The sequence below is a fragment of the Streptomyces sp. NPDC048751 genome, from assembly GCF_043198595.1.
GTDB lineage: Bacteria > Actinomycetota > Actinomycetes > Streptomycetales > Streptomycetaceae > Streptomyces.
This window is the reverse complement of sequence record NZ_JBICUX010000020.1, coordinates 84,039-103,047: the sequence shown is the minus strand read 5'-3', so window position 1 is coordinate 103,047 and position 19,009 is coordinate 84,039. Positions and strand designations below refer to the sequence as shown.

Below are 19,009 nucleotides of genomic sequence, written 5' to 3'. Positions count from 1 at the left end.
CTCAGCTCTCCCGCTGGGACACATCGAGGGTTCGAATGGCCGCACCCAGATTCCTGGCCACTTTCGCACGGCGGCCCGCCGCGTAGTTGATGCGTGGCTGAAGCTCGTTCCAGGCTGCCGACTCAGAGCGGCGAACATGGATCTCTCGCAAGGCATCGCCTTCGGAGTGGTCGGGAAGGATGTCGGCGAGCATGCCCTGCAGTACGCCGTCGCGCCAGCCTCCGGGCCATAGCGGCTCACCGCGTTCGTCCGTTTCCAAGTCGCTGACAAGAGAGTGGAACACTGCTGTCCAGACGTCGGAAGCGATCTGCGCCGCAAGCATGTCGCGAACGGCCCTTTCCAAGGGGCTGCCCATGGAGTTGATCAGCTCCGAGACTCCTTCGAACCCTGTGTTCAGATGCACAGTGGGAAGGTCGCCCGAGGTCTCGACAATCCAGGGCGCGTCTTTGAAAGGACGCAGCCACTCAGGCCCCACAGTGAAGTCGACCTCGTTGACCACCATCTCGCGCTGACGCGTGGGGGTGGTTGCCGTCAGGTCGACGACCCACGATTCCTCGGATGCGCCGATCATCCGGCCCGATACGCCATCCACCGTGGCCACGGCCACGACCGTCAGATCGGCCCGGCCCCGGTAGGCGGACCGCCAGAAGCGCAGGTATCCGTACCAGTTTGCTTCTGTGCCGCGGCCCTCCTGCGTGAGCCTGACCGTCGTCCGCGAGTTGGTCGCCTTCTCGGTCAGAACCGCCACGACCGAGACGTCGGTCCACGGGCCGTCGGCGAGTTCCTTGACCGGTAGAGCCGCGGAAATCGTGAGTCGGACGCTCTCCCAGTCGTCCCGCTCCGCTTGGTGCAGTGCCACGACACGCTCCTGTGTGGAGAAACTCCGCGTGTCCAGGTCGTGTTGGTAGCGACCTTCGAGTTCCTGGCGAACACCCGTCACTTTGAAGGCGATCTCGCCGGTCAGCCGCCGGTAGGGATAGACCTTCACGGCGAAACCTCCCTGGTCTTCTGCAGCTCGACGATCAAGCCGGCCAGGTCGGCCCGGACGGGATGTGTGGACACGTCGGTAACCGCACTGAAGGAAGCGCTGCGGGCGCCTCCCTTGAAGCGCAACTTGCCCTCGACGAGTTCACAGTTCTGGCCCGGGACGACTTCCGCCCACCTGACGGAGGGTCGTCCACCGGAACGCACATCGAACTTCGCAACCGGCACCAGTAGCCAGGGGTCCTGGCCGGTCGGCAGTTTGACCTCCGCCCTTACTCGCCACGCGCCCGAAGCATCGAGTTCCGCGTCCAGGCCACGAATCGTCGGCACCTTTCCTCCGCGGGCCATCGACGATCCCGTGTCGAGTCCCAGGAGGTCGCGCAACACCTTCGAACCGCTCTTGTTCCTCTCTCGGGAACGTCCCACGAGCTCTCGCACCGCCGTGTTGGCGGCTCGTGTGAACTCGCTGATCCTTCGATGTGCGGTGGCCGAGTACAGAGCACGCAGCTCCTCGGTCTGACCCCATTTGTTGTGCTCGGGGGGTTCCGACGCCCGGAGAAACGCCTCCGCCAGATCCGCATTCTCGGAGCCGTCTCCCGCCGCGTGTCCGGCGAGCAGTACGGCTTGGAAGGGGTTGGTGCCCAACGGCAAGTCCGGCACCCGCGCCGACCGAATGACCATGCGGTTGCCCCGCATGCCGACAATCTGGTTCGGCTTGCCGTCCGGGTCCTCGGCCGAGGTGATCAGGAGAACGGCCTCGTGCTCGACCGCGCCCCTCTGGCCGCGCAAGGCGGGCACCTTCAGCGGCACACGCACTTGGGCCACCTGCCCTGTTTCGGTCAGGCGGTCGACGGTCTCCCCGTCCAGGTATGCCCTGAGTGCGCGCGTGCGGGATGGCTGTACCCGCTGCGGCTCGACACGTTCCTCGTCGATGACCACGCGTCCGTTTCGCAGGGTCTTCACTGATGCCTCCAGCAGCGGCGCCTTGTCCCTGCCCGCCGTCATGGCGGCCCAGAAATTCCGGCCGAGCGCCTCCACGAGACGCTCGTGCATCGACTGCACCGTGTCTTCCTCTTCGACGGCGTCCTCGCCGTTGGACGAGTCGGTGACCAGGCTCGCCACATCGTGAGCACCGACGATCAAGAAAGACGTGCCGGGATCAGCGCTCTCCCGGGTGAGGTGCAGCCTCGCCACGGTCTCCTCGTCTGCCCACCAGGAGCGAGCCACGCCCTCGTTGCCGGGTGCCGTGTCGGGCTCACCGAACCAGGCGGGCCCGGCCCAAGGCTCGCCGTCCACGACCCGCCACGGCAGTTCGAGGCGCCCGATGAGCCGACGCTCTGTCCGCCCCTCGTGCTGCTCGCACAGGGTGGAGTTGACGAGGACCATGCCGAGCCGGCTGGTAGCCCAAAGGGTCGCCTTGCCCAGGCCGTACGAACCACCCGCGCTCGCGTCGGACTTCCGACTGTCGAGCTGCCGCCGCATCACGGCGGCGAACCTCCCGTCTTCATAGTCGTCCCCGGTGAGGCCCGAGGCGTTGTAGTCGTCGACCCTCAGCAGAACGATGCGATCCCGCTCGTACATGTCACGCAGGCCTTCGGCGATGACTCGGCCCACCTTTTGCTCCTGCGCGGCAGCCGCCTCGTAGTGAGGGAAGAGGTCGTCCCAGGCGATGGCTTCACGGAATCGGGCCAGCACCTCCCCCGTCAGCTCGTGCAGCGTATAGCGGACGCGTACGGGCTTCGTCCGGTCGAGTCGCTCGTCCAGGCTGTTCTGCGTGGCTTCGCGGGCCAAGACTTCCACGTCGGCCTCGAAGGCGAACGTGGCGGCGTTACCGAAGTCCCTTCCCCCGTCGGCGTAGGCGGGGCGGTGATACCAGGTGACGGGGCGGCTGCTCACCACGTCGGTCGTGCGCGTGTGCACGCTCACGTAGTCCACGTCGAACACGGCGGCGATGGCCCGCATGGTCTCTTCGCGAGGGGTGGCTCGGCCTGTGATCCAGGCCGAGACAGCGGCTCGGGTCAGGCCCACCCGCTCCGCGAGATCCGCTTGATTCATGTTGGCCCGGCGCAACTGCCGAGCAAGCCACGGACCGAAGTCCTCTCCACTACTGACCACGTGCGGCTCCCCCACCACGTTAGCTCCAGGTCAGAGGCACTCTAGCACGCGCCATTTGACACCTAAAGATCGCGACAATATTTGTTGACAAGGCCGGAGGGGTCGCCCCCCAAGAAGGCTCCAGAGGTAAATTCCTGCCGATTCACCCGATCTTCGATGCTTGCGTCCGCTTTTACGACCCTCCGTCCCTAATGCCCCTCATTCGGAGTCACTAATTCCGAATGTAGAGATCCCAGAGGACGCAGAAACGATGTTGCGGCGCCCTTGTCGGCGCCGCTACGGTTTGAAGCATGGCCCCCGTAGCCTCACGGGAAACAACCGTTACAGCTCGAGGTGCCTAGTTTGCTGTGCCCACACCCCCGGCGTACCAAACAGGATCGTAATTCCGCATGTCCACGCACGAATAACCGATCTCAACAACACCCATAGGGGGACTGCCGTGAGCAGTGACCTTGGCGACCCTTCCGGATCCAATTCCGATTCGCCCGAAATCGCGAGAATGCGTCGAATCCTCGCCGAGTATGACTCGATTGAGGATCCTGTCCTGAAGTCCGAATACCTGGACGCACACGGGCGGACCTTCGCCACCATCATGAACTACCGGAAGATCGTCGCTCGCGCCGACCGTCGATCCGCCTTGGCGCCCGTCACTGCCACGGTCCGCATCCGCGCGACCCGCCGCCGCACCCGTCGCGCCCCCACGTCCCCGCCCTCCCGCGCGTACGAGACCACCCGTCCGGGCGACTCGCCGCGGAACCGCGGTGGCCGTGACCGCGTCACTGTCGTCATCATCTTCGAATTCCCGTCTCCTTAGCCCCTCAAGCTGGTCATCTAGATCTTCCCCCTCCCCCCACACGCCTTCCACCCGCCGGGGTCGGCTGTGCCGTCGTGCACGGAATCGCCGGCCCCGGCATCTTCGATCACCAACAGAACGGACTTCTTGTGAGCCAGCAGCCGTTGTCGAGCGCTTCGTCTGCAACCCCCGTGATCGCCAAGATTCTCGAACAGTCGGAACGCGTACTGGAGACCTACCGTGTGGACCCCGGGCTGGTCCAGGAACACGCCAATGGGGAACGTCGCATCGCGCAGGGCGGATACGGAGACAGGCAGCTCTTCGAGCTCGTTCAAAACGCCGCCGACGAAATTGCGAACGAACCGGGCGGGAAGGTTCAGGTCGTACTGACCGAATCCCATTTGTACTGCGCCAACACAGGAACGGAAGTGACGCCCGAAGGCGCCGAAACCATCCTTCGGATGAGCGTCTCCCGCAAACGCGGTGGCCAGATCGGTCGATTCGGAGTCGGCGTGAAGTCGGTGCTCGTGGTGACGGACGCACCTCAGTTCTTCAGCATGTCCGGAAGTTTCGGTTTCGACCGCGAGTGGTCACACACCGAGATCTGTCGGGCCATTGGTGTCCAGCCGGCCCCCGACGTCGAGACCCCCGTACTTCGCATGGCCCGTCCCCTGGACGAAGCCGCGGAACGCCGCTCGGACCCCGTTCTCGACGAACTTCTGAGCTGGGCAACCACCGTGGTTCGTCTTCCTCTGCTGCACGGCAAGGCTGACCGCCTGGGCAAGGACATCTACCTCGCCAAAGAGGACCCCGAGCAAGAGGAATTCCCCGCGCTCTTCCAACTCTTCTCGCCGCACGTGAGTACGGTGACGCTGGAAGACCGCCGGATCGGAAACGGACGAAGCAAGGTACGGCGCGTGATCACGGTGGAGGAGGACGGCTTCCACCGCACGATCCAGGAGTGGCGACCGGGCGGAGGGGTAGCCAGCAGCCGGTGGAAGGTCTTCGGTGTCACGCACAAGCCGACCGAAGAAGCCCGTCGCAGTGCCGGCGAGATGCACGACCGGGGCACGATCGACATCGCGTGGGCCGTCCCGGAGTACACGGGGGAGCCTCCGTTCTCCACGCCCAGGGGGCGCGGACGGTTCTGGTCCTTCTTCCCGACTAAGTACGAAATGACGCTGAGCGGCGCGCTCAACGGTGCTTGGAAGACAAACGAGGACCGACAGAACCTGCTGGACTCCACCGCCTTCAACAGAGAGTTGATCCAGGTGGCTGCCCGCTTGGTCGTGGAATCCCTTCCTCATCTCTCGCCGCCGAACGATCCTGGCGCGTACCTGACGCTCCTCCCGGGTCGCCCGCGTGAGTCGGAGACTGTCAGTTGGGCCGACCTTCTGCTGACCAGGAAGATCTGGGAGTTGGCCGCCCAACTTCCCTCGCTGCCGGACCAGGAGGGTGTCCTTCGCGCACCTCGCGAACTGCGCTTCCCGCCCGTCGAGGGCAAGGATGCCACCAAGATCCTCAAGTCCGAATGGCTCCGCATGTGGAGCGGCTACCCTGGCCGCCCCTCGAACTGGGTGCACCCCTCCGTGGACACCACGGGCCGCCTCCGATCCGGCAAGGTAGAGCACATTCTGAACGAGGCGAAGCACCCGCGTGCCACCGTGCGTGAGTGGTTGGAGGCCCTGGTCGCCGACGGTCAAGCCGAGGCCTCAGCCACCGCGATCCGCATCTTCGCCGAGATGATCACGTCTGGCTCGCCGTTCGTGGAGGAGGCCCGGAAGGCGCGTTTCGTCCTGACCGAGTCGCACGGGATGGTGCCTCCGGTGCCCAACAAGGTCTGGCGCCGCGTCGTGCAAGACGGTCTGAAGGACGACTTGGTCTACGTGGACCCGAAGCTCTCCGACGATCCGTCATTGCAGAGTGCACTCAGCACCATCGGGATCCGCGAGGCGGACGACAGAGGTCGTTTCTCTGGAGTCCTCGACCAGGGGTTCGAGGCCTATGGCCCGCGCGATTGGACGCGTTTCTGGGAGCTCTTTCGCAGCGCGGGCGGCACCCACGTCACCGCAGAAGTACGGCGCCGATTCCCGGAGCCCATGAAGGCCCTACGCGTGCAGACGATCGACGGTCGCTTCCACCCCATGTACGACTGTCTGCTGCCGGGGCCGATCGTTCCTGACGACGGCTCGCGCGACACGTCCGTCGCGGTGAACGTGAAGTTCCACTCGGACGACTTGGCAGTCCTGCGTGAGTTCGGACTGCACGACCGCCCGGTCGGAGGGCATGGGCCGGAGGAGGAAGTCTGGTTCGAGGAGTACCGCAACTACCAGTACGAAAGCTACTGCCGGACACTCGGTCCCCGGGACAACCGCCCCCAGATCGGCCGGATGAACCTGAGCGGGTCACCCGTCGCCAAGTCCCTGCACCTGTTGCTGCGGCTGTCCGATGAAGGGAAGGCGGCCTTCGTCAAGGCCCTCCCGGACGCGTATGTCGTAGACGCGTGGACCATGCAGTTCGGTGCCCAGGCCCAGACCCGCCGAGGGGTCTCGTCACCACTGCGCTGGATGGTCCGCCGGTATGGTTTGGTCCCGACCTCTCAGGGCGTGAAGCGCCTCACCGAAGCCGTCGGTCCGCAGCTCACCTCGTACTCCGATGTCCTTCCCGTCGCCGACATCAGTCTCGAGAAGGCGCGCAAACTCCGGTTGCCTCTCACGGTCGACGCCGTCCCCGAAAGGCAGTGGGAAAGGCTGATCGAACAGCTCTTGCGCAGCGAGGACGACATCTTCGTAGGCAACACCTACGTGCTGTTGAGTCGTTTGGACGTTCCCTTCCCTGAGGATGTCCTGACCCGCTGTCGCATCGGCGACGAGTGGGGCAACCGGGAGGACGGCGAGATCGCGGTCGCCGCTACACCCGACGAGTACCGGGCGCTCCGGGCCGAGGGTCTGCCGGCGCTGCTCACTCAAAGGGCCGAGGACGCCGAACTCCTCATCGAAAAGTGGGGGATGCTGCGGTACACGGACGTGATCACCAAGGAGATCCGCCATGTTCCGGCAGGCGAGCCGATCCCCCTGCGTGACGCCTACCCGGCGTTGCGGCAACGCCTCGGCAGCCAGATCAACAACTACTCCCTTTTGAACTGCTCCGAGCTGGAACAGGTGACCCGCACGCCCAACGGCATCAAGCCCAGTCCCTTGAAGAGTGCCCTACAAGGCACCACCGTCCTCGTCCTTGAACCGAAGTCGCCCCTGGAAGCGCTGGTTGCCGCCGACCGGGAACTCCGATGGAACCTTGGCGAGGCCGGTTGCCGCGCCGTGCTCGAAGCGCAACGGCAACAGGAGCAGGACCGTAAGGTCCAGGCCGCTCTCAAGGCCGTGCGGGATGCCGAAACAGTCGTGGAGAAGCTGGCTCTGCTGTTGGGCGCCGAGACTCTGCGTGACCGACTTCCCGCCGGTCTCCTCGCCAGCGAGCAGAGCGAATCCGACGGAGAAGACCCCACTCCAGAACGCATCGCGCAAATGGCGTACAACGCGCACGGCGACGGTGTGCTCCAGGTTCACGTGAAGGATCTCCAGGCGACCTATCCGAACCATGCCCCGTCGTCGTTCACTGGCATGACCCCTGCGGTGAAGTTCGTCTCGGACCTCCGCTTCCCCGATTCTTTCGCCGGCTCTCGTGCGCCGTCACTGGCGCCGCGCATCGATGTGGACGGACCGAGCGAGTTCCCGCGCCTGCACGACTACCAGGAGCGCCTGGCCTCCAGCGTTTTCGCCATGCTCGATCGTGTCCAGCCGCAACGTGGAATGCTGTCGTTGCCCACTGGTGCGGGCAAGACTCGTGTGGCCTCGGAAGCCGTCATCCGTTGGATCAAGCAGGACGGTGACATCGGTGGCCCGATCCTATGGATCGCGCAGACGGAAGAGCTCTGCGAGCAGGCAGTCCAGAGCTGGAAATTTGTGTGGTCAAAGGTCGGTGCGGACAATCCCCTCGCGATCAGCCGACTCTGGTCGTCGAACGAGGCGGGCCCGGTGAGCGACCGGCCCCACCTCGTGGTCGCCACTGACGCCAAACTGCGCAGCTGCCTGGATACCGAGAGCTACGCGTGGCTACGCGATGCCGCCCTGGTCATCGTCGACGAGGCCCACGTCGCGATTGCCCCTCAGTACACCGAACTCCTCGCGACCATGGGTATCACTGCCTCTCGCACGGACCGGCATCTGCTGGGTCTCACAGCGACGCCGTTCCGCAATACCAACGAGGACGAGACCCGTCGTCTGATCCGGCGGTTCGGCGCGCGGCGACTCGACGACGGTGTTTTCACGTCCGGTGATCCGTACGCCGAACTCCAGGAACTGGGTATGTTGGCTCGGGTCGAGCATCGCGAACTCGCTGGTGGGACAATCGAGTTGACCGAGGACGAAATCGAGCGTGCGGACCAGTTGAGCGTGCTGTCGAAGGCCGCCGAGCAGCGCCTGGCCGAGGACCACGACCGCAACCGACGTATCGTCGAGGAAATCGCCGGCATGCCTTCGGATTGGCCCGTCCTGGTCTTCGCCACATCCGTCGCACACGCCAAGTTCCTCGCCGCCAAGCTCAACGACCGGGGTATCCGCTCGGCGGCGGTCGACTCAGCGACCAGTCCCACCGACCGGCTCAACCGCATCACGGACTTCCGGCGCGGTCGGCTTCGCGTCCTCACCAACTACGGCGTTCTCACCCAGGGCTTCGACGCGCCCGCCACCAAGGCCGTCGTGGTTGCGCGACCGACGTACAGCCCGAACGTCTACCAACAGATGATCGGGCGTGGTCTCCGGGGGCCTCGCAACGGTGGCAAGGACACCTGCCTGATCCTCAACGTCCGCGACAACATCACCAACTACGGCAAGGCACTCGCCTTCACGCAGTTCGAGTACCTGTGGAGCAGTAAGTGATCAGCCCGTACGCCGACAGCCCGCCACTCACCTCTGAGCAGCAGGCTGTCGTCGACCAGCCCTGGGACGCCCGGGTTCTCGTCACCGCAGGGCCCGGAGCGGGCAAAACATACACGTTGATTCGGCGGCTCGACGCCTTGATGAGCCGCGAGGACGACGCCTTGGAGGCTCGGGAGATCCTCGTCCTGAGCTTCTCCCGAGCCGCGGTGCGAGAGCTCAAGGAGAGGATCCGCAGGCACGCCCATCACGCGCGGAGGGTGAGGGCTCAGACCTTCGACTCCTGGGCCTATGCCCTGTTGACCTCCGCATACCCCGACGAGGACTGGAGCCGGCACTCCTTCGACGAGCGCATTCGGAAGGCGGAGCAAGCGATCGTCAAGGGTGCTGTCGAGTCCACCGAGGCCGGCGCGCCGGCTCATGTGGTGATCGACGAGGTTCAGGATCTCGTCGGCGACCGACGCAACATGGTCGAGACACTGCTGGACCACTTCCAGGATTCCTGCGGCTTCACCCTGGTCGGCGACGCCGCCCAGGCGATCTACGGCTTTCAGGTGTCCGATCCGGATGCGCGGGCCGCAGAGACCAACGAGTTCTTCGCCTGGCTGCGTACCTCGTATTTCGACGACCTGGTGGAGCTCCATCTGTCGGCCAACTTCCGCGCGGCGTCGGAGGAGGCCCGGATCGGGTTGCCCCTCGGCACGTCGCTTCAAGAGCTGTCCCCGAGGGTCGCCGACAGCGATTCTGCGGGCGAGTCTCTCTACCAGGATCTGCGGTCACGTCTACTGACGATGCCGTCCTTCGGACAGCTCGATGCACCCTTCACGCTCGACTCGCTCCGGAACCATCCCGACACCACGGCCATCCTGTGCCGGGACAACGCCCAAGCGCTTGTCATCTCCCAGATACTGTCCGAACACGATGTGCCGCACCGAATGCAGCGATCCCTGCGGGAGAGGCCGGTGCCTTCGTGGGTGGCCGGAGTGATGCTTCGTACCGGAACGGCGACGCTCGGTGAAGAGCGGTTCCGGGAACTCGTCGCGGAGGTCGGTGTTCCTGCCGACACCGATGTCGACTTTCTGTGGCGCTCCCTGCGTGGCGCCGCGCGTGACCGCCGTGGATTGGTGGATCTGGCAAGGGTGCACCGGTTGATTGCCGAAGGCCGGTTCCCCGACGAACTCTCCGCGCCGGAGCCGGCTCGTCTGATCGTGTCCACCGTGCACCGCGCCAAGGGTCTGGAGTTCGACCGGGTCGTTGTCGTCGAACCGCCGACCCTGACGGAGCTTCGCAAGCGACACACCCACATTGATCCTGCTGCCGAGGCCCGCGCTCTGTACGTCGCCGTGACCCGTGCTCGGTACGACCTGTACCGGCTCGCCTCCCCCGAGACCTCGCGCGTGCGTCGCAACCGCGTCATCGATCGGTGGTACGTGGGCGGTTGGAAGCCTCACGAGAGATACGGCATAGAGGCCACGGCGTCAGACGTGTCCACCGAGCATCCTCCCGGCACGGATGTCTTCCGGGATGACGCCGTCGGTCTTCAGGACCGCTTGTCGGGCACGGTCCGCTCCGGGGACGCTGTCACTCTCCGTCGCGAGCATGACATGCCGCTCGGCGCCGACCAGAGCCCGCCCTACATCGTTGTCCACCAGGGGCGCTCCATAGCCGTGGCCTCGGAACGCTTTCGCCGCGATCTCCATACTCTGCTCAAGATCAACAAGACATGGAACATCCGCTGGCCGGACGAAATCCACGGCCTTCGGGTCGACGCCGTGGAGAGTGTCGCCGGAAGCACAGCATCTGGTGCCCGTGCCGGCCTCGGGGATCATGGGGTTTGGCTGGTCCCGCGCCTGGTGGGACTGGGGCGCTACAAGTCGAGCGGAAATGCGCAGGAGGACAACGGCCGATGACGAACACCGATAGTCGGCACGCCGCGCACTACGCGGCTCGACAGAGCCTCGTCGACCAGCTTCGAAGGGATCTGCTCGGCCCCGGTGCCGAGGACGAGATCCTCACTCAGGACCCACCAATCACGACGTACCCGATCGGCGTCCTCTTTCCCCGCCCGGCCGACGATGACGCAATGGAGGAACAGGTCGCAAGCCTCCGCGAGACGGACGGGCTCGACGAAGCCCCTGTCCTGGCTCACTCGGACGCCGAGGACATAGGTTATGAGCTGGGCGTTTCGCTTGCCAACGACCGTCGGCCCTCTTCCATGGGCCTCACCTTCGCTGTCGATCCGTCAGTCTCGTCCACGGTGGTGGTCCGGGCGGAAGCCGCCATGTACGACCCGATCGACATCGAGGGTCGCGTCGTCTCGGCCAAGCGTGCGCAGGCTCGGAGCACGGAGGATCAGTCCGAGCACTGGCGCCGACGCCGACTGCCGCTGCGTCCCGTGACCATCAACGTGACCATGCCCGGCATGCAGGAGTTCGAGCCACTGGCCGAAGACGTATTGCTGCGTGTACTGGTACGCAAGCCCACAGCCTCCGGGACAGTGACCATCACCGTCACCCTCGTCAACGACAAGCGCGTCAGCGAACGCGAACTGCAGGATGCTTTCAGCCTTTTTCAGCCCCGGCTCACCGTGGAGACCCCTGCCGGCGAGGAGGCGTTCGTGGAACGCCCCACCACGCGGAACGCTGTCGACGACGAACAGGCCGCGAGCACGCTGCTGCATCGCCACGCTCCGACGTTCGCCGTGGGGCACGGCTGCGCGGCCCATTGGGACTGGACACCGCCGCCCGTGGGAACGCCGCACACCAGACGAGCGGCCGTCTCGATGGTGCGTACGGAGTTCGTGCCCGCACACGAAGTACTCCTCACCGATTCCAACGAGGAGATCAACAGCGACGCCCTCACGATGCAGGACCTCGCGAAGCTGCCGGACGCAGACGTGCTCAAGGCCCTCGAAGACTTGGCCACCGGTTACGAGCGCTGGATCGACGCTCGGTGTTCCGAGGCCACAAAGTTGGCAGGAACCCCTTTCGAACAGGCCGCGGAGGAACAGCTGAAGGCGTGTGCTGCCGCTCTGGGGCGTATGAGGCGTGGCATCGATGTGCTGCGCCATGACTCGGAAGTCATGCACGCCTTCCGGCTCGCCAACGATGCCATGGCGCAGCAGAGGGCTCGCAGTGCTTGGGTGAAGGGCGGACGGGCCGGCACTCCGGACCCGGCCTCCAGTCGATGGCGCCCCTTCCAGATCTCGTTCATGCTGCTGTGCCTCGAAGGGATCGTGGACCCTGATCACCCGGACCGGAAGCTCGCGGACCTGCTGTGGTTCCCGACCGGTGGCGGCAAGACCGAGGCGTACCTCGGGCTGATCGCGCTCACCACCTTCCTGCGGCGCATCCGCCTGAAGGAACACGGGGCCGGGGTGACCGTCCTCATGCGCTACACCCTTCGGCTTCTCACGCTGCAGCAGTTCGAGCGTGCAACGATCCTGATCTGCGCCATGGAACTCATGCGTCAGGCGGACGAGGCCCTCTTGGGATCAGAGCCCATTTCCATCGGCATGTGGGTCGGCCAGTCCGCGACCCCCAACAAGCTGAGCGTCGCCGAAGACAGCATCCAGGATCTCCGCAAGGGAAAGGTTCTCCAAGAGAAGAATCCCGTACAGCTGCACGCTTGCCCGTGGTGCGGCACCCGGCTCGACGCCCATCAGTACGAGGTGGATCACAACGCGAAGCGGATGCACGTCCGCTGCCCCGACCCGACGTGCGACTTCACCCATGGACTCCCGGTGCACCTGGTGGACGACGCCGTCTACGACGCCCGCCCGACCCTGGTCATCGCCACCGTCGACAAGTTCGCCTCCATGCCGTGGCGCGAACAGGCGGCGGCCCTCTTCAACCGGGACCGCTCGGACAACACCCCTCCCCCGGAACTGATCGTCCAAGATGAGCTCCATCTCATCTCCGGACCTCTCGGGACGCTCACCGGCCTCTACGAGACCGCGGTGGACGCACTTGCCGACCGACCGAAGGTGATCGCCTCCACCGCGACCATCCGCCGCGCCTCGGAACAGGGACGGGCGCTGTTCGACCGGGAGGTCCGTCAGTTTCCGCCCGCGGGCCTGGACGCCCGGGACTCCTGGTTCGCCGTTGAGACACCGCGCGAGAAGAAGGCCAGCCGCCAGTACGTGGGCCTGCTCACCCCCAGCACGAGTCAGTCCACGCTACTCATCCGCACCTACGCTGCTCTCCTGCACCAGGCACTGCGAATGGACACATCCGAGGCGGTCCGTGACGCGTACTGGAGCCTCGTCGGCTACTTCAACAGCCTGCGGCTGCTCGCCGCCGCCGAGCTCCAGGTACACGACGACGTCGAGGCGTATCTGGAGTACCTGGCTGAACGCGACGGTACGCCCAGGCGGAAGGTCATGGAGCTCACCGAGCTGACCAGTCGCGCCAACTCCAGCGAGATCCCGAGTCGGCTCAAGCAGATCGAGCGCCGTCTGCCTCACGAGGAAACCGTGGACGTCCTCCTGGCCACGAACATGATCTCTGTCGGCGTCGACGTCGATCGGCTGGGGCTCATGGCTGTGATGGGACAGCCTCAGACGACGGCCGAGTACATCCAGGCGACAAGCCGCGTGGGACGCAGTCATCCCGGCTTGGTCGCCGTGATGCTCAACTCGACCCGTTCCAGGGATCGTTCACACTACGAGAACTTCCTGCACTTCCACTCCGCGCTCTACCGCGAGGTCGAGTCGACGTCGGTCACACCGTTCTCCGCGCGCGCCCGTGACCGCGGGTTGCACGCTGTCGTCGTCGCTCTGGCGCGAATTCTCATCCCCGAGGCCCGGCCGAACGACGGAGCTGGGCGCGTCGATCTTTTCGAGAACGAGCTCCGAGGGCGGATCCGCGAGATCCTCCTCAGCCGGGTCGAGGGCACGATGACCGGGCAGGCAGGGGCGCGCGACAACAGGGAATACGAGGCGACCGCCCAAGCCTTCGACGAGTTCGTCGACCGGTGGGTGGACGAGGCCGAGGCACACGGCGGCCTCTACTACGAGCCAGTGCGCGGCAGGAAGGCGCCGTCTCTGCTCTGCGCTTTCGACGACGAGTCCAACGACGAGGCGTGGCCCACCCTGTGGAGCCTGCGCGACGTCGACGCGGAATCCGCTCTGTTCATGGAGGCATCCCGATGACCCCGCCCCCTGCTCGTCGCCGCCGTGGCGCGGGCGCACCCGAGCGCAGCTACCTGCGCAAGGGGTCCGTCCGACGAGCGCAGATGATCACAACGTACGGGGTCGGCTCAATGGTCGCCGTCGACAGCGAATCGTTCATCGTCGCCGGAACGGACTCCTGGAACATCACCGAGGCTCCTCGCATCCATGAGCACCGACTCGCTCGCGTCCTCGGCGTGAAGTCCTTCCGGCTCCCCCCGGCCTCCGACGACACGAGCAAGGACGGCGTGCATGTCCGCCGCTTCCCGCTCTGGCACTCGTGCCCGAGTTGCAACGCTCTTCAGCATGTCCGCGCTTTCAACTCGCCTCCGGGAAAGAACGAGTGCGGTGACTGCCAGGAGGACCTGGTGCCGTCGCGCTTCGTAGTTGCCTGTCCCAAGGGCCACATCGACGACTTCCCGTACTGGAAGTGGGCCCATCGCGACAACCGGCAGGAGGGAGCGTCGGGACTGTGCGGCGGTGAAATGCGCCTACGCACGACTGGCCGAACCGCTTCGCTGCGCTCCGTGCTGATCTCGTGCACCTGCGGTATCCCCGAAGTCTCCATGGAAGGCGCCTTCAGACGGAACACCCTGGCGAAGCTGCACGTCCGCTGCTCAGGCGCGCGGCCGTGGTTGAAGGACGCACCGGCAGAGACTTCCTGCACCGAGGTCCCTCGTACGCTCCAGCGCGGTTCGTCGATGGCTTGGCAGCCCATCGTGAAGTCCGTGTTGTCCATTCCCCCATGGAGCGACGGTCTGGCCGCCCGCCTCGCAGACCACTGGGATGACCTGCGCTCCCTCGACCGGGCCGGATTGGAGATCTACCTCAAGGCCCTCGCGCCGAAAGGTGGCGAGGTATTTCCCGTCGAAGCCGTACTTGCCCTCCTGGAAGCCGAACAGCACGAGGAGTCGGACCTCGAAGAGGGTGCCGACCACAACAGCAGGTACTTCGCCCTGCGTATGCAGGAGTACGAACGACTCTGTGCCGGCAACGCGGAACGGGACAGCGCACGCGAGGAGCAGTTCATCTGCGAGCCCCCGACGGAGTCCTCCCCTGCTCTGGAGCCTTTCGGGCTCACGTCACCCATGCTGGTCAAGCGACTGCGAGAGGTCCGCGCTCTCAAGTCCTTCTCGCGCGTCCACACTCCCGACTCCAACACCGAGGTCCACGAAGCGCCCCTCTCTTTGGCCGAGTTGGACTGGCTGCCCGCCATGGAGGTGCAGGGCGAGGGAGTATTCCTGCGGTTGGACGCGACGCGGGTGAACGCCTGGGCCCGCAATGTGGCCGTCGCCGCCCGTGGGGAACGCATACGCACCAATCACACGCGGCTGTTGCGCGAGCGGGCTTCCGATCCCCAGTCCGTGCCGGACTCGCCCGCGACTCCCCGCATGGTCCTGCTCCACACATTGGCACACGTACTCATCAATGAGTGGAGTCTGGAGGCCGGTTATCCGGCTGCTTCGCTACGAGAACGCCTGTACGCCGACGACAGCATGGCAGGCCTGCTGATCTACACAGCTACCAGTGACTCTGCGGGCAGTCTGGGCGGGCTCGTGGCGCAGGGCGAGCCGAGTCGTTTGGTTCGGACTCTCCGATCGGCGCTGCACCGCGCCGAGTGGTGCAGCGCCGATCCTCTGTGCATCGAGTCGGAGGCCGGCGGGACGGGAAGCGTCAATCTCGCCGCCTGTCATGCCTGTGTTCTTCTTCCCGAGACCAGTTGTGAGCAGAACAACGGCCTCCTTGATCGCGCCCTCCTGGTCGGCACGCCCAGCGACGCCTCAGTGGGCTTCTTCCGCCAGATGCTCGACTCGTGAGGCGGCCCGCTCGCCATAGCTGTCCAATTCTGCGTCGTAGCGGGTCTGGGCCCGATCCAAGGCTTCGTCCACGTCGCAACCGTGGGCACGAAGCCAGTGAAGGAAGTCCGTGATGGCGGTGATCACCGACTCCTCGGCCAACGCCCTCCCAAGTCTTCCCAGGCCGGGGCCCAGCGGCGGTTTCGCACCGGCGTAGAACTCCAACAAGGCCTCGGCCCGCTGGACGCCGGGGCCTGCCACATGGCCGTTCGGCGATGTGAGACCCGTCGCCAATTCGCACCACGTGACCTTCCGATCAAGTCGGAGCTGCACACCCCAGCGGGCAGCGATCGCGTCGACGAGAGCCATACCTCGCCCGCCCTCCGAGTCGACGCTCGCGTCCAGGAGGGTGGGCAGGGCACGTGTATCGGGATCATGGACCTCGATGCGCAGATGCACTCCGTTCATCGAAACGGCAAGTATGGCCGGAGTGCCGGGGCCGACGTGCGTGATGACGTTGGACGCCAACTCGCTCACGCAGAGCTGGGCTTCGTCGCTGACTTCGTGCAAGCCCCAGATGCCCAGATGCAGGCGCATGGCCCGACGCAGGGCCGCCACCTCTGTCGGCTCCGCTGTGAAGGCAAGGTCCCACGGTTTGCGCCTCATGCACGTTTCCTGGCCCACGAAAACCTCTCTGGTTGCAGTGACACCCCACGCGCACCACGCAGCGTCATAGGGCATCACGGTGAGTTGCTTTGCCATCAGAGTGGGGCCGGCGAATCCCTTCGTGCAATGTGCACAGCGAGAATCCCACTTCCGAGTGATTGGCAACCGCATCCCTTGGCACGAGACTGAACGCCCGCTATCCGAAACGGGGTTTGTATGGCCGGATCACCCACGGCACGCCGGCGCCGCCTGTCGATCGAGCTGAAGAAGCTCCGCGAACAGTCCGCTCTCACCTGTGCGCAGGTCGGGGCAGCTCTGGACTGGAGCGGCTCCAAGGTCAACCGCATGGAGACAGGCAGCGGCCGGGTCCAGCCGTCGGACATCGATGCCCTCTGCCGTTTCTACGACACCAGCGACGAGGTACGCGAGTTCCTCAAGTCCCTGGCCCGGCAGGCCAAGATGCGGGGTTGGTGGCAGGTACACGGCTCAGGCGTTCCGGAGTGGTTCAACATCTACATCGGCCTGGAACAGGACGCGTCAACCTTCCGCCAGTACCAGTGCGAGTTGCTGCCCGGGCTCATGCAGACCCACGCCTACGCCTCCGAGCTCCACAAGACCGGTGCGCACATGCCTGCTGAGGACATCGACCGGGCCGTACGGGTGCGCATGGAGCGCCAAGCCATGCTCAAGCGACCAGATGCCCCTGACGCCTGGTTCATCGTGAATGAAGGTGCTCTCCGCAACGTCATCGGGAACCGTGCCGTGATGCGCGAACAGATCGAGCGCGTCCTGGACTCAGCCCGATTGCCGACCGTCACCCTCCAGGTCCTCCCCTTCGACTCCGGCACCTACCCGGCTACGGGCTCATTCACCATGCTGGGGTTTCCTGCACAGGAGGACCCGGACATCGTCTACCGAGACGGCATCACCGACGCTATCTACCTGGAGGGCGCGCATCATGTTCGTGAGTACACCCGAGCGTTCGACGGCCTGCGAGCTGCGGCCCTGAGCCCTCAGCGTTCGGCACAGTTGATCGAGACAGTTCTGAAGGAATACGCGAATTGAGCATGGCAGCGCCAAGCGGGATCAACGGTCCGATTTGGTTCACGTCGTCCTACAGCAACGGTGCGGGAGGGGAGTGCGTCGAATGCGCGCTGGCGGGCGGTAGCGCCCTGGTGCGTGACTCGAAGAGTGTGGAGGGGCCTGCCATCTCCCTTGGGAGCACGGCTTGGCTTGCCTTCATACGTGCGGTGAAGCACAACGGCGAGAGCTGACAGCACCTGGGCGGCGCCGCTGTGTCGCCCGAGTGCGCCGAGCTTCGATCCGTTACGCCAGCGACTTGCGTACTGCGTCAACCAGCGACGTCGCACGCACATCGTTGGACCCACCGATAATGTGGTTCATCACGTAGGCGAAGGCGATGCCGTGCTCCGGGTCGGCGAAGCCGAGTGAGCCTCCTCGGCCGGTGTGGCCGAAGGAGTCCGGCCCGGTCATGGGGTTGGTCTCGGTGGGCAGCATGTAGCCGGTGCCGAACCGGCTCGGCACCACCATTACTTGGTCCGGCCCGCTTGCCTGCTCCTCGGTCGCCGATGCAACGGTTTCCGGGGTGAACAGGCGCACGCCGTCCACCTCGCCGATCAGCGCGGCGTACATACGCGCCAGTCCGCGGGCGGTGCCGATGCCGTTGGAGGCCGGGAGTTCCGCGGCCTGCACCTCGGGAGAGTTGAAGTCGATCTCGGCCGGATCGGTGACCGAGAAGGCCCTGTTGCTGAAGGAGTCCGGGTCACGCCAGGCAGCGACCAGTTCGCGGATTTCCTCAGGCACCGACTCCGGAGGCAGGGTGGTGTAGTCGACCTCGGGCTGTTGGTAGACCATGCGGCTGATCCGATCACGTTCGCTCGCCGGTAGCCCGATGAAGAAGTCCAGCCCCAGTGGGGCGGCGATCTCGTCGGCGAAGAAGCGGCCCGGCGTGCGGCCGGAGACCCGGCGGATCACCTCGCCGACCAGCCAGCCCCAGGTCCGGCCGTGATACCCGTGCGCTGCGCCCGGGGTCCAAAACGGACGTTGCGCAGCCAGTGCGCCCACCATCGGCTCCCAGGTCAGCGCCTCGGCCAGCGGCACCGGTCGGTCCAGAGCGACGAGGCCGGCCCGGTGGGACAACAGCCAGCGCACCGGGATGTCCGCCTTGCCGTTCGTGGCAAACTCCGGCCAGTACTTGGCCACCGGCGTGTCCAGATCCAGTGCGTCCCGCTGGGCCAGCAGATGCACCGCGGTCGCGGTCGCTCCCTTGGTGGCCGAATAGACCAGTTGCAGTGTGTCCCGAGCCCACGGACGACCGGTGTCGGGGTCGGCGGTCCCACCCCACAGGTCCACCACCGGCCGGCCGTCTCGGTATACGCACACGGCCGCGCCGATGTCCCCGTGCTGGGCGAAGTTCGCCGCGAACGCGTCGCGCACCGGCTCGAACCCTGCCGCGACCTCACCGCTGATCGTCGTCATACGGCCCATCCTGGCACTTTGACCGCCGCTTCGAGAGAGTCCTTTCTATGGGCGC

11 protein-coding genes are annotated in these 19,009 nt (G+C 65.6%); 7 read left to right on the top strand and 4 right to left on the bottom strand.

The window, feature by feature from the left end; genetic code table 11:
* Position 1: 1 nt before the first annotated feature.
* Together ACGFNV_RS41285 and ACGFNV_RS41280 are read right to left on the bottom strand one after the other, a co-directional pair.
* Entirely contained in the window at positions 2–988 is a 987-nt protein-coding gene (locus tag ACGFNV_RS41285) for a hypothetical protein (RefSeq protein WP_393630105.1), read from the bottom strand.
* On the bottom strand, positions 985–3,039 hold the full coding sequence (locus ACGFNV_RS41280; RefSeq protein ID WP_393630217.1) for a helix-turn-helix transcriptional regulator: 2,055 nt from the start codon (positions 3,037–3,039) through the stop codon (positions 985–987). The genes ACGFNV_RS41285 and ACGFNV_RS41280 overlap by 4 nt, the downstream gene beginning before the upstream one ends.
* Before the next feature lie 499 nt (positions 3,040–3,538).
* Here ACGFNV_RS41280 and ACGFNV_RS41275 point away from each other — a divergent pair, with 499 nt between their 5' ends.
* The 5 genes from ACGFNV_RS41275 to drmB all read left to right on the top strand — a co-directional run bounded on the left by ACGFNV_RS41275 (position 3,539) and on the right by drmB (position 15,810).
* Entirely contained in the window at positions 3,539–3,913 is a 375-nt protein-coding gene (locus tag ACGFNV_RS41275) for a hypothetical protein (protein WP_393630103.1), read from the top strand.
* 128 nt (positions 3,914–4,041) lie between these two features.
* Positions 4,042–8,826, top strand: coding sequence for a DEAD/DEAH box helicase (locus tag ACGFNV_RS41270; protein WP_393630215.1), 4,785 nt, complete (start codon positions 4,042–4,044; stop codon positions 8,824–8,826).
* Positions 8,823–10,733 (top strand): UvrD-helicase domain-containing protein, encoded by a 1,911-nt coding sequence (locus ACGFNV_RS41265; RefSeq protein ID WP_393630102.1) that lies wholly within the window; start codon positions 8,823–8,825, stop codon positions 10,731–10,733. The genes ACGFNV_RS41270 and ACGFNV_RS41265 overlap by 4 nt, the downstream gene beginning before the upstream one ends.
* The gene (locus tag ACGFNV_RS41260) at positions 10,730–13,975 is read left to right on the top strand and encodes a helicase-related protein (RefSeq protein ID WP_393630213.1); all 3,246 of its coding nucleotides are present in this window, start codon (positions 10,730–10,732) and stop codon (positions 13,973–13,975) included. The genes ACGFNV_RS41265 and ACGFNV_RS41260 overlap by 4 nt, the downstream gene beginning before the upstream one ends.
* Positions 13,972–15,810 carry a DrmB family protein gene (gene drmB / locus ACGFNV_RS41255; RefSeq protein ID WP_393630212.1) on the top strand — a complete coding sequence of 613 codons (1,839 nt, stop codon included), beginning with the start codon at positions 13,972–13,974 and terminating at the stop codon, positions 15,808–15,810. Before ACGFNV_RS41260 ends, drmB begins: the two co-directional genes overlap by 4 nt.
* Here the strand turns inward: drmB and ACGFNV_RS41250 are convergent.
* A complete protein-coding gene (locus ACGFNV_RS41250) occupies positions 15,775–16,455 on the bottom strand; it encodes an ATP-binding protein (RefSeq protein WP_393630100.1) in 681 nt (226 codons plus the stop codon). The two genes, drmB and ACGFNV_RS41250, sit on opposite strands and share 36 nt — an antisense overlap.
* Positions 16,456–16,671: 216 nt before the next feature.
* On the opposite strand from ACGFNV_RS41250, the gene ACGFNV_RS41245 reads away from it, so the two are divergent.
* Positions 16,672–17,520 (top strand): helix-turn-helix domain-containing protein, encoded by an 849-nt coding sequence (locus tag ACGFNV_RS41245; protein WP_393630098.1) that lies wholly within the window; start codon positions 16,672–16,674, stop codon positions 17,518–17,520.
* A gap of 2 nt (positions 17,521–17,522) precedes the next feature.
* Positions 17,523–17,729 (top strand): DUF397 domain-containing protein, encoded by a 207-nt coding sequence (locus tag ACGFNV_RS41240; protein WP_393630210.1) that lies wholly within the window; start codon positions 17,523–17,525, stop codon positions 17,727–17,729.
* Positions 17,730–17,781: 52 nt separating this feature from the next.
* Here ACGFNV_RS41240 and ACGFNV_RS41235 read toward each other — a convergent pair whose 3' ends face one another.
* A complete protein-coding gene (locus tag ACGFNV_RS41235) occupies positions 17,782–18,954 on the bottom strand; it encodes a serine hydrolase domain-containing protein (RefSeq protein WP_393630096.1) in 1,173 nt (390 codons plus the stop codon).
* Positions 18,955–19,009: the final 55 nt, after the last annotated feature.

Excerpts from the sequence above, each read along its gene's own strand:
- ACGFNV_RS41280 (WP_393630217.1), bottom strand. The coding sequence starts at position 3,039 with ATGAATCAAGCGGATCTCGCGGAGCGGGTGGGCCTGACCCGAGCCGCT.
- ACGFNV_RS41260 (WP_393630213.1), top strand. The coding sequence starts at position 10,730 with ATGACGAACACCGATAGTCGGCACGCCGCGCACTACGCGGCTCGACAG.
- drmB (WP_393630212.1), top strand. The coding sequence starts at position 13,972 with ATGACCCCGCCCCCTGCTCGTCGCCGCCGTGGCGCGGGCGCACCCGAG.
- ACGFNV_RS41250 (WP_393630100.1), bottom strand. The coding sequence starts at position 16,455 with ATGAGGCGCAAACCGTGGGACCTTGCCTTCACAGCGGAGCCGACAGAG.
- ACGFNV_RS41245 (WP_393630098.1), top strand. The coding sequence starts at position 16,672 with ATGGCCGGATCACCCACGGCACGCCGGCGCCGCCTGTCGATCGAGCTG.
- ACGFNV_RS41240 (WP_393630210.1), top strand. The coding sequence starts at position 17,523 with ATGGCAGCGCCAAGCGGGATCAACGGTCCGATTTGGTTCACGTCGTCC.
- ACGFNV_RS41235 (WP_393630096.1), bottom strand. The coding sequence starts at position 18,954 with ATGACGACGATCAGCGGTGAGGTCGCGGCAGGGTTCGAGCCGGTGCGC.